Annotated in this window: 7 protein-coding genes; 4 read left to right on the top strand and 3 right to left on the bottom strand. The window is 61.0% G+C overall.

Features of this window, described 5'->3' with window-relative positions; genetic code table 11:
• Window positions 1–456 precede the first annotated feature (456 nt).
• Together AK821_RS05830 and AK821_RS05825 are read right to left on the bottom strand one after the other, a co-directional pair.
• Window positions 457–1353, bottom strand: coding sequence for a PA4780 family RIO1-like protein kinase (locus tag AK821_RS05830; protein ID WP_064388826.1), 897 nt, complete (start codon window positions 1351–1353; stop codon window positions 457–459).
• Between the two features lie 233 nt (window positions 1354–1586).
• Window positions 1587–2864, bottom strand: coding sequence for an acetyl-CoA C-acetyltransferase (locus AK821_RS05825; RefSeq protein WP_064388825.1), 1278 nt, complete (start codon window positions 2862–2864; stop codon window positions 1587–1589).
• 283 nt (window positions 2865–3147) lie between these two features.
• On the opposite strand from AK821_RS05825, the gene AK821_RS05820 reads away from it, so the two are divergent.
• From AK821_RS05820 to AK821_RS05805, 4 genes are all read left to right on the top strand, one after another.
• Window positions 3148–4500, top strand: a complete 1353-nt coding sequence (locus AK821_RS05820) for a 3-oxoacyl-ACP reductase (protein WP_064388824.1) — start codon at window positions 3148–3150, stop codon at window positions 4498–4500.
• 3 nt (window positions 4501–4503) lie between these two features.
• Window positions 4504–5358: a MaoC family dehydratase gene (locus tag AK821_RS05815; RefSeq protein WP_064388823.1), complete on the top strand. Its 855-nt coding sequence runs from the start codon at window positions 4504–4506 to the stop codon at window positions 5356–5358.
• A gap of 307 nt (window positions 5359–5665) precedes the next feature.
• Window positions 5666–7237, top strand: coding sequence for a collagen-like triple helix repeat-containing protein (locus AK821_RS05810; protein WP_064388822.1), 1572 nt, complete (start codon window positions 5666–5668; stop codon window positions 7235–7237).
• Window positions 7238–7370: 133 nt separating this feature from the next.
• Window positions 7371–9041 carry a ShlB/FhaC/HecB family hemolysin secretion/activation protein gene (locus AK821_RS05805; RefSeq protein ID WP_064388821.1) on the top strand — a complete coding sequence of 557 codons (1671 nt, stop codon included), beginning with the start codon at window positions 7371–7373 and terminating at the stop codon, window positions 9039–9041.
• A gap of 101 nt (window positions 9042–9142) precedes the next feature.
• Here AK821_RS05805 and AK821_RS05800 read toward each other — a convergent pair whose 3' ends face one another.
• Complete coding sequence (locus AK821_RS05800; protein ID WP_064388820.1) at window positions 9143–11524, bottom strand: autotransporter family protein; 2382 nt, start codon at window positions 11522–11524, stop codon at window positions 9143–9145.
• Between the last annotated feature and the right edge of the window lie 397 nt (window positions 11525–11921).

The raw sequence follows: 11921 nt of genomic DNA, 5'->3' as shown, positions 1-11921 counted from the left end.
GTAGCCCATTCCATAATCAACTCGGTATTTCAGGTCGATGTAAATCGACAGACAGCGCGGTCGGCCCCCTCTCCCAAGGGGAGAGGGGACTGATTGGGGGTGCTTCAAAGATGCGCCGACGTGAAAGAGCCTTACCGAATCCACAATCAACCCGGTAGCCCATTCCATAATCAACTCGGTATTTCAGGTCGATGTAAACCGACAGACAGCGCGGTCGGCCCCCTCTCCCAAGGGGAGAGGGGACTGATTGGGGGTGCTTCAAAGATGCGCCGACGTGAAAGAGCCTTACCGAATCCACAATCAACCCGGTAGCCCATTCCATAATCAACTCGGTATTTCAGGTCGATGTAAATCGACAGACAGCGCGGTCGGCCCCCTCTCCCTCTGGGAGAGGGTTGGGGTGAGGGTGCCTGTGACACAAAAAACCCGGCCGAAGCCGGGTTTCTGTTCAAGTGATCACTGCATCCACGGCGGTGGCGGTGGTTCGTCGGACTTGCCTTTGGGCTCGTCGTCTGCCGCACGGATAGCCTGCTTGCGCTCTTCGTCGAGGCGCGCCGCTTCGATCTCGCGCAATACCCCGCCGACATCGGCGAGGTCTTCCGGATCATCGAACTCGCCGGTCAGCACGCTGGCCGGGTGCAAGGTGCCGGCTTCGTACAGCGCCCACATTTCTTTCGCGTACTTGGTGTTCTTCAACTCCGGCGCGAAGCGGCCGAAATACGAAGCCATGTTGCCAACGTCGCGCTCCAGCATGCTGAACGCGTGGTTGTTGCCGGCAGCGTCGACCGCTTGCGGCAGGTCGATGATGACCGGGCCGGTCGGTGTCAGCAGCACGTTGAACTCCGAAAGGTCACCGTGCACCAGACCGGTACACAACATCAGCACGATCTGCGAAATCAGGAACGCGTGATATTCGCGCGCCTGATCCGGCTCCAGCACCACGTCGTTCAGACGCGGCGCGGCGTCGCCATACTCGTCGGCGACCAGTTCCATCAACAGTACGCCGTCGAGGAAGTCGTACGGCTTGGGCACGCGGACACCAGCACCGGCCAACCGAAACAGCGCCGCCACTTCGGCGTTCTGCCAGGCGTCTTCGGTCTCTTTGCGACCGAACTTGGAGCCTTTGGCCATGGCCCGCGCCTGTCGGCTGTTACGGACCTTACGACCTTCCTGATACTCGGCCGCCTGGCGGAAACTGCGTTTGTTCGCCTCCTTGTAGACCTTCGCGCAACGTAACTGATTACCGCAGCGCACTACATAAACAGCTGCTTCTTTGCCACTCATCAGTGGGCGCAGCACTTCGTCGACCAGACCGTCCTCGATCAGGGGTTCAATGCGTTTTGGAGTCTTCATCAGCTTTTATTGTGGGTCCTTTATTACCAAACACGCGAATGTCACTCGTTATACGGCAATCCTCGCACCACGGGGAGGGGTTGCCGACCTGTGAACCCTATGAATGCATACACTGTGCCGAAAAAAATCGACCGTTGCGAATCATAGCCGAGCCGGGGTCACTTGGCGTTATCGGCCGTCGAGGGCATTTGCGACAGAATCTGACATGCCGATGCACTGAAGATCCTGTGGGGTCAGCGTTCGATGATGGCGGTGACGCCTTGCCCGCCGGCGGCGCAGATCGAGATCAGGCCTCGCCCTTTGCCTGCGGCATCGAGAAGCTTGGCCATGTTCGCCACGAGACGCCCGCCAGTGGCGGCAAAAGGATGCCCCGCTGCCAGCGAACTGCCCTTCACATTGAGCCGGCTGCGGTCGATCGAGCCCAGCGGCGCGTCGAGGCCCAAGCGGGTTTGGCAATATTCCGGATCTTCCCAAGCCTTCAACGTGCACAGCACTTGCGCGGCGAACGCTTCGTGAATTTCGTAGTAATCGAAATCCTGCAAGGTCAGCCCATTGCGCGCCAGCAAGCGTGGTACGGCGTACACCGGCGCCATCAACAGGCCCTCGGCACCGTTGACGAAGTCCACCGCCGCCGCTTCGCCATCGCGCAGATAAGCGAGAATCGGCAGGCCACGTTCCTTCGCCCACGCTTCACTGCCCAGCAGCACCACCGAGGCGCCATCGGTCAGTGGCGTGGAGTTACCCGCCGTCAGCGTGCCTTTGGCGCTTTTCTCGAAGGCCGGTTTCAACGAGGCGAGTTTTTCCAGGGTCAGGTCCGGGCGCAGATTATTGTCGCGGGTCAGGCCGAGAAACGGCGTCATCAGATCGTTGTGCCAGCCCTCGGCATAGGACGCTGCCAGTTTGTGATGACTCTCGAGTGCGAGCCGATCCTGATCTTCGCGGGAAATGTTCCACGTCTGCGCCATCAACTCACAATGCTGCCCCATCGACAGGCCGGTGCGCGACTCGCCGTTGCGCGGGAATTCGGGGATCAAGTGCTTTGGGCGCAGTTGCAGAAAAGCTTTCAGCTTGTCAGCGGTGGTTTTGCCACGGTTGGCTTGCAGGAGGATTCGGCGCAGGCCTTCGCTGACGCTGATCGGCGCGTCGGAGGTGGTGTCGACGCCGCCGGCAATACCGCTGTCGATCTGGCCGAGGGCGATTTTGTTCGCCACCAGGATCACCGCTTCAAGGCCGGTGCCGCAGGCTTGCTGGATATCGTGCGCAGGCGTCGATGGCGACAGACGCGAGCCGAGTACGCATTCGCGGGTCAGGTTCATATCCCGTGACAATTTAAGCACTGCACCGGCCACCACTTCACCGATGCGCTGCCCGTGCAGGTTGTAGCGTTCGATCAAACCTTCGAGGGCGGCGGTGAGCATCGCCTGATTGCTGGCCGTGGCGTACGGCCCGTTGGAACGGGCGAAAGGGATACGGTTACCGCCAATGATCGCGACGCGGCGCAGCTGACTCATGCATAACTCCTTTTCAGATTGATCGGTTTCACGCTGGCCCCTTGTAGGAGTGAGCCTGCTCGCGATCGCGGTGTGTCAGTCAGCAAATGTTCATCTGATACACCGCGATCGCGAGCAGGCTCGCTCCTACAGGGTTCTGCTGTGTTACTGAATTTGTGCTCCGCAACAAAACCGTCGGGGGCAAACTACTCTGCTGTTCTAGCGTAGGCCGTATTGCGTGGATCGAACGATTGATTGCCGTCGATAGTCCACACTTTGAACCCCAACTTCTGGAGAGCGTTCCATGTCTGACCGCTATATCGACTTCGCCAACTCGTCCATCGGCCATCGTCTGGTCGGGGCACTGGGCCTGCCGTCGCCGGTGCGGCTGGAACGCTGGCAGGCCGGACGTCTGCGTCCGGTGGAGGGCGCGCTGCTGATCGGTGGCGGGCCGCTGGCCGAGCGCATCAGCCGCTTCGCCAACCGTTTGACCGACGGCATCTATCGCTACGGCGAACAGCCTGCGAGCGCCAGCGAGTGGATTGCCGGCCACGGTCCGAAACTCAAAGCCGTGGTGTTCGACGCCAGTGAGTTGCAGCACACCGACCAGCTCAAGCAGCTGCGTGAATTTTTCCAGCCGTTGATGAAAAACCTCGAATCCAGTGCGCATCTGGTGATTCTTGGCCGCGCTCCGGAAACCCTGCGCGAGCCTTTCGCCGCCAGTGCGCAACGGGCGCTCGAAGGCTTTTCCCGGTCGCTGGCCAAGGAGTTGCGCAGCGGCGGCACGTTGCAACTGATCTACGTCGGCGAAGGGGCCGAAGATCAACTCGAAGGACCACTGCGGTTTTTCCTGTCGCCGAAAAGTGCCTTCGTCTCCGGCCAGGTGATTCGCCTGACGGCTTGCGCGACACCGGTGACGGACTGGACGCGACCACTGGCCGGGCGCAAGGCGCTGGTCACGGGCGCAGCGCGCGGCATCGGCGCTTCCATTGCGGAAACCCTGGCGCGTGATGGCGCCGAGGTGATCCTGCTCGACGTACCGCCCGCAAAGACCGAACTTGAAGCTCTCGCCGCCCGCCTCGGTGGACGCGCGATCACCCTCGATATCTGCGCCGAAGACGCCGCCAGTCAACTGATCGAACAGTTGCCTGATGGCCTCGACATTCTGGTGCACAACGCCGGCATCACCCGCGACAAGACCTTGGCCAACATGACCCCGGAATTCTGGGACGCGGTGCTGGCAGTGAACCTCAACGCCCCGCAAGTGCTGACCAAGGCTCTGCTCGACAACGGCACGCTGCACGATAACGCACGAGTGGTGCTGCTTGCCTCGATCAGCGGCATCGCCGGTAACCGTGGGCAGACCAACTACGCGGCGAGCAAGGCCGGATTGATCGGTCTGGCGCAAGCGTGGGCGCCGACACTGCTTGAACGCGGCATCAGCATCAACGCCGTGGCCCCGGGGTTCATCGAAACGCAGATGACCGCACACATCCCGTTTGGCCTGCGTGAGGCCGGGCGGCGCATGAGTTCGCTGGGCCAGGGCGGCCTGCCGCAAGACGTCGCCGAAGCCGTCGCATGGCTGGCGCAACCGGGCACCGGCGCTTTCACCGGGCAGGCGCTGCGGGTCTGTGGACAAAGTGTTCTGGGGGCTTAAGGCATGAGCATCGAATGGCACACACTGGATCGCGAACCGGGTTTGCCCGGGCTCTACGCGCGGGCGGCGACGCGACGCAAAATCACCGGCACGCAACTGCCCGACGGCGGATTGCGTTGCTGGGTCGATGTCGATGGCCAACGCCTGGCGGCGTATCGCAAGGTCTGCGGTTTCGCCGATGACGGCCTGTTGCCGCCGACTTATCCACACATCCTCGCCTTTGCCTTGCAGATGCAGTTGCTCACGGCCAAGGACTTCCCGTTTCCGTTGCTCGGGCTGGTTCACCTGAGCAATCGCATCCGCGTGTTACGGCCGATGGGCGGGATCAGCCGCGCGCACGTCAGTGTGCGGGTGCACAACCTGCAGCCGCATCCCAAAGGCGCGACGTTTGATCTGCTGACCACCCTCGATGATCAACTCGGGCCGTTATGGGAGGCCGAAAGCCAGATGCTCTGTCGCGGGGTGAAACTCGAAGGCGAGGCGCTCGAGCAGGAGTGGCAGCCGAGCCAGGCGCTGACGGAAGTGGCGCACTGGCAAGCCCCGGCCGACATTGGCCGGCAATACGCCAAGGTGTCCGGCGACTACAACCCGATTCACTTGAGCGCGGCGAGCGCAAAACTGTTCGGCTTCCCCACCGCCATCGCCCATGGTTTGTGGAACAAGGCACGCACGCTGGCAGCGCTGGCGGATCAGTTGCCCAAGGCCAATCTGGAAATCGCTGTGCATTTTCGCAAACCGGTGCGCCTGCCCAGCGAGGTCAGGTTATTGGCCAGCGCCGCAGGCTCCAGTGGCGAGTTGCAGTTGATGGGCGCTGGCGACCTGGAGCACATGGTCGGTCTATGGCAACCGATTGCCTGACGCTCTGGCAGAGCAGAAACAGCCCGTAAATTGTGTATATATCACTTAAGTTTTCCTCGCGTTCTTCGCCCTTCCCGTAAAACCCCAGGCCTTGATTTTCAAGGCCTTTTTTTGCCCGTGTATATCTTGGGTATTAGTCGTTAGGCACTGCACTGGCGCTTATATATAAAGGCGTTAATACCAACTTGAGAATGGTTGAAATCCGCGCACCGACTGAAATTACAGCCACGGACGAGGCATCACCGGCGACAGATCGGTGAGCCATCGAAGGCAACGAACGTTGTGACAGGTGCAAGGAATCTCGATCATGAAAACTCAAGACGTATGGTGCAAATCTGCAATCGCTCTGGCATTGATTTTCTCCCTTGGCCTCGCTGGCTGCAGCAGCGGCGGTGGCGGCCATCACAGCAGTTCCGGCAGCTCTTCGCCGTCCAGCGACACCGCTGGAACAGGTGGCACCGGTGGTACTGGCGGCACGGGTGATACAGCAGGCACCGGCGGAACCGGTGGTACTGGCGGTACTGGCGGCACCAACCCAACCGATCCAACCAATCCAACCAATCCAACCAACCCGACAGATCCTACTGATCCAACCAACCCGACCAATCCGACACCGACGCCGCTGGTGACCACGACGCTGGTGCAGGATGTCGGTACTACCGTCGCCGGCGTGGGCGATGGTGTCGGTCAGGTTGGCGACTCTTTAAGCACCGTTCCCGTGGTTGGCGGCGTCGTGCAAAGCGCGGCCAACACTGCCGGCAACGTCGTCAGCACCTTGGGTAATGGTGTGGCCGACGGCATCGGCAAACTGGCCACCGACCCTAACGGCCTGACTACCACCGTCGCCTCGGTCGGCGGCGTGGTCACGGATGTCGGCAACGGCGTCTCCGACCTCAGCGGCAAACTGGCGACCGCCACCGGCAGCGTGCCAGTGGTCGGAGGTGTGGTCACTCGAGTGGCGCCACTGCTCGACGGCGTTGGCGAGAAAGTCACCATGCTCGGCAATACCCTCGACACCACGCTGACCAATGGCCCGACAAGTCAACTGACCAATCAGCTCGGTAAAAATCTGGTGCCGGTGATTGCGATGGTCGAAAGCACCACCGACAAGGTCGGCAGCGCGACAGGTCTGGGCGATCCGCTCAAAGGCGTGATCCAGAAAGTCGGCGATACCGTCAACGGCGTGGGTGACAAAGTGACCGACGCGGGCAATGGCAATGCGCTGACCAATACCCTCGGTGGAGCACTGAGCAACGCCGGGACTGCAGTCGGCAAGGCCGGCGGTCTGGTCTCCAACGGCACCGGTTCAGGTACTGGCGGCGGTATTGGCGGCGGCCTCGGTGGCGGCCTCGGCGGGACCGGTCTGCTGCAAACCGTGGGCGGTGCAGTGGTCAATGTCGGCGCAGGTCTGAATGCCGGCAACACCAATGGCGTGGTCAGCGCCGGTGGCGTCAGCGCTGTCGGCCTGGGTAATACCGTCGCTTCGCTGAACACTGTGCTGGGCGGCTCGGGCTCACCGATCACGGCCACTACCTCACCACTGGCCACCGTGGGCGCCACTTTGGGCACAGCGCTGAATCCGGTCACCAGCGGCGTCACCAACGTGACTCAACAACTGGGTGCCGCTACCGGTCTCGGTTCGCCAGTCGCCGGTCTCACCAGCCAGGTTGGCGGTGCGGTGGGCAACCTCGGTGGCGCGATTGCCGCCACCACCAATCCGGTCACTACCGCCGTCGGTGGGCTGGTAACCAACGTCGGCAGCACCGTCACGGCGGTCGGCGGGCTGGTTAACGGCGGTGCCGGCGGGGGCACCACCGGTGGCGGTCTGGGCGGTGTGCTCGGCGGTCTGACCGGCGCCCTGGGAGGCAACAAACGCTAAATTGCACCTGGCCGATTCGACGGCCTTACCTACAGCGCCTACGCTTGGTTGAGGGCGGAAGATTCCCACGAGTCTTCCGCTTTTTTCTTAGGAAAAAACAGCCTCAAGCTGTGACCTGACCATGGAGTGTCCTATGCGCGTTATGGCGTCCCTGCTGTGCCTCAGCCTCAGTTCTGCTGCTCTCGCCGACACTCTGCCCAGCTTCCTCAACAGCAACGAAACCATCCGCAACCTGCCCGTGCCCAACTTGCCGGCCGATGCCTATCGCCCGAGTGCCGCGCCGGTGCAAGTACCGGATGCCGGGGCGACCGCTGCGCAGCCGTTGATGATGAGCACCAAGGTCAATCTGAAAACCGTGCAGATCGAAGGCGGCACGATCTACCCGCTGACCGAACTGGCGCAGAATTACCAACCGCTGATCGGCCATGAGACCAGCCTCGCCGAGCTGATCGAAGCCACGCGCAACATCACCCGGCGCTATCAGCAGGACGGCTATCTGCTGTCGTACGCGTTCCTGCCGCAACAGAATTTCGAGGACGGTGTGGCACGGGTGGTATTGGTGGAAGGCTACGTGCGCGACGTGCAAATGCAAGGCGACATCGGCCGCGTCAAAGGCCTGATCGATGAACTGGCGGCGAAAATCCAGGCCGAACGCCCGCTGACCCGCAAGACGTTCGAGCGTTACACCACGCTGATGACGCGCATCCCCGGCGTGACGATTCAGGCGCAGGTGCCGCCGCCGGGCACCACCGACGGCGCGACCACGCTGGTCGCCGAAGCCAGTCGCAAACCGTTCACCAGCACCCTGAGCACCACCGAAGACAACCGCAACGGTACTCAGGCCTTGCTCGGTGTCAGCAGCAATTCGCAGACCTCGATGGGCGAGCAATTGACCCTCAGCGGCTTGTTCCCGCCGGGCGATGATCACGAGCATTACTACCGCCTGGACTACAACCAGTTCATCAACAGCGAAGGTGCACAACTGGCCCTGTCCGCTTCGCGCTACCGCGCTGACCCGGGCACCAGCCTGTTGCTCGACAACGGCCTGGAGCTCAAACCCCATCGCGAGAACGACCGCTATTCGATCGGTTTCACCCTGCCGCTGATTGCCGCCTCCAACGAGCTGCTCACCGCCGGCTCACGGCTTTACGCGGTCAACGACAAAACCCGCTACAAGGTCATCGGCTACCCGTTGAGCGTCGAAGAACGCACCGACATACGCGCCCTCGCCTTCGAAAGCGACTGGCGCAAGGCTGATGCCCGACAACTGCGGATTTTGAGTGGCGGTGTGTACCAGGGCGTCGACAGCATGGGCGCAAAAACCAACAACAGCGCTATCGATCTCGACTTCTTCCGCGTGCGCCTGTCCGGGGTGCAGAGCAACAAATTCCTCGACAACTGGCAGGGCGTGCTGTCGGCTGCGCTGTACTGGAGCGACGACAGCTTGCCCGACAGCGAACGCGCGGTGTTCGGCGGGCAGAATTTCGGTCGTGGTTATCCTGACGATCAGGCATCCGGCGACAAGGGATGGGGGGTGGCATACGAGGTCAACTACAGCTTCAACCGCGACGGCAACTGGGTGAGGATTCTGCAGCCGTATGTTGTGCTGGACCGCTCGCGCAGCTGGTTCAATGAATTGCCGGTACAGGCCAACAGTCTGTCGTCAGCGGCGATCGGTCTGCGTTTCGGCGATGCCAAGTACTACAACATTGCGCTGGAGGCGGCGAAGGCGATGTCCGATGAAGCGCTCGACACGTTCAACCGTCGAGCGCGGTATAGCATCAGTTTCAGCTACCAACTCTAAAACCCTCCACGTGCAGGAGCTGCCGCAGGCTGCGATCTTTTGATGTTGTTTTTTAAAAAGCCAGATCAAAAGATCGCAGCCTTCGGCAGCTCCTGCACCGGTCAGAAGGCGTAACGCACTTTTGCCGTGAAACCATCGGAATCAAAGCCGCTGGCCGTCACGTAGTTGTACGACCCGCCGACACTCCAGGCGCCCATGCGGTAGTTGGCGCCCAGCCCCAGTTCATAGCTGTCACGCACCGGCGTGGTGCCACGGCTGGTGAACGAATCGCCGCCCAGAACGAACGATGACGTCGTGTCGACCTTGTCGCCGATAAAGTCGTGCCATGCCATGACTTTCGCTTCCGGCTCAAGACTGCCGGTGCCGACCGCAAACGCAGCGGCCAGACGTGCACCCACGCCTATTTCACCGACTTCGTAACGCTGGCTGCCGACATTCAACGACGCCGAACTGCCCTTCTCGCGATACGCATCCATGCCGACATTGGCATAACGGGTACCGACCTGCGGCTCGAGTACCACAGCAGGCAGCAGGTGCCAGCTGTAACCGGCCAGCGCGCTCACACCGAAAACATCACTGTCGTAATCGGCCTTGGCGCGCGTGCCGGCGATGTAGCGTTTCGACTCGTTGTCGTTCCAGCCATACATCAGCGAAGAATCGACGAACCAGTTGTCGTGCAGCCAATTGCTGTACAGGGTCAGCGCATGTCCGGTGACCTGGGTCTTGCTGCCCAGATCGGATTTCACGTCGGTGTCGAGGTAGCTGTAGGCCAGGCCCAAGGTCGTATCGGCGTTCAACTGGCCGTCGGCCCCCACCGCGATCCCGTGGCTGTCAGCGTCATAACCGCTCACGCCACGGCGCTCGTCCTGGTTGGCATCACTGCTCAAGGCTTGCAGCCAGACACCTTTTTCATTCGAGCCCGACTGTGCCCGAGCGCGCGCCGAGCGCTCGTTGATCACACCGGAAACCAGCGTCTGACTGTTGGTTGCTGCATGCAGAACGCCACGGCTGACATCCGGGCTGAGGGTCTCGGACAAGCGCGCCAACTCAGCATCGGTGCTGGCATTGGCGAAGGCCTGGTACACCGGATCCTGCTCGTCGAGGCGACTCATCAGCGATCCGGACAGACGACCGATCGCCCTGGCTGCGTTGACACTGCCGCCGACGGCCAGCGTGTTGTCTGCCAGTTCTTCAGCGGACTTGGTCGCCACCACCGTGATGATGTCATTGCCTTCGACACCGAAGCTTTTGACATCCAGCAGCGCAGAGCTGGAAGTCACGGTCAGGTTATTACCGCCGACCAGATTACCCGAGCTGATCAAGGTGTAGCGCGTGCCGCCGGGTGTGACCCGGAAGTCGCTGGAGCGCGCCAGCAAACGCAATTGCCCGCCGGGTGCAATGTCGGTGGTGCCGGTGACTTTCAACACCGGCAGCGCCGGGTTGGTGTCATTGCCCAGATACAACTCCAGTACCGAATTGGCTTCTTCCATGTCGAAGTCGCCGATGATCGTGGTGTGCGGGCGCACCAGCGTCAGCGTGCCTTCTTCGATGGTGACGTACCCGGACCTGATGGTCGAACCGTCGAACGTTGCATCGCCATCGACCAGCACGCCAGCCAAACCAAGCATATCGCCCTTGACCGTGCCGCCGAAGAAGTCGAAATACGTTTGCCCGTCATCAACCTGAATCGCCGCCGTACCGCCCTCGATCAACCCCGTCAGTTGATAAATCCTCGACAGACCGCTGCCGGCTGTCTGGTCACTGACGTGAACACCAATCGACTCACCGGAAATCGTACCGCTGTTGCTCAGCATTGCGCCGGAAGTGAACTTCACACCCTCCAGCGTCAGCGCCTCGGCATCAGTACCGCGAGCACGAATGACCCCGCTGTTATTGATTGAGCCTTTGAGTGTGGCACCGTCGAGAAACACGCCGAGTGCATCAATACCACTGGCGTTGATCGTGCCGCTGTTGCTGATCCCGCCCAAGGTAGTGTGTACAAACATCACACCACCGGCCCGCTCGCCACTGACATCAATGCTGCCGGTATTGGAGAGACTTCCACCTATGGTGCTGCCGGTATCGGAAATACCGGTGGAATCGCCCGAACCGGTCAATCCGTGAACAGCAATAGAACCTTGATTGATCAGGCTGCTGGTAATTTTGCTCGGCACTACGCCAGAGGAACCCAAGAGGATACCTACGCCATGGTTGGCGCCGTCAATGCGGATATCAGCGTTATTGCGCAATTGGTCGGCGGTCAGTCCCATGAACTGAGCAGCGTAAGTAAACGTCGACGGCGACCCGGGAGCGATGGTCCCGTTGCCGTTCAAATCGACCAGCCCCCAAGTCTGCAGGTTACTGTTCAGCGACCCACCGCCGAGGTCATGGTTCAGGTTGGCGGCAACGGCAGTAGAAGCGTGCAGCGTGGCAGCGGCAATGGACAGCGCCAGCAGCGATTGGCGCAAGCGTGCGGTATTCAAGCGAGATTCCCTTCCAAAACTTTATGAAACAGTTTCAGCAGGGCTCACATTCAACTGGCATCCCTACCGACCCTCCAGTTGGCCTGGTTCGGGCGCGGGGAATGTACACGAGCCATCATTTCGACACTACTAAAATGTCAGAATGATGGCGTCAATTTTCACGACCTTATTCCAGGGCCTTCAGAACGGCTCCCACAATGACCGCGCCCAATGTAGGAGCTGCCGCAGGCTGCGATCTTTTGATGTTGGTTTTTAAAAAGCCAGATCAAAAGATCGCAGCCTGCGGCAGCTCCTACAGGGGTGGTTCAGGATTGTGGGTCAATCCGGTCGAGTGCGCGGCTCACTGCCAGTTCGGCGAGCATGACGATTTGCTGAATCGCCAGCGCCGTGTACATCA

Source organism: Pseudomonas sp. RIT-PI-r, assembly GCF_001297015.1.
Taxonomy (GTDB): Bacteria; Pseudomonadota; Gammaproteobacteria; order Pseudomonadales; family Pseudomonadaceae; genus Aquipseudomonas.
Note: the sequence above shows the minus strand (reverse complement) of the source record. Positions and strands in the feature narration are given on the sequence as shown.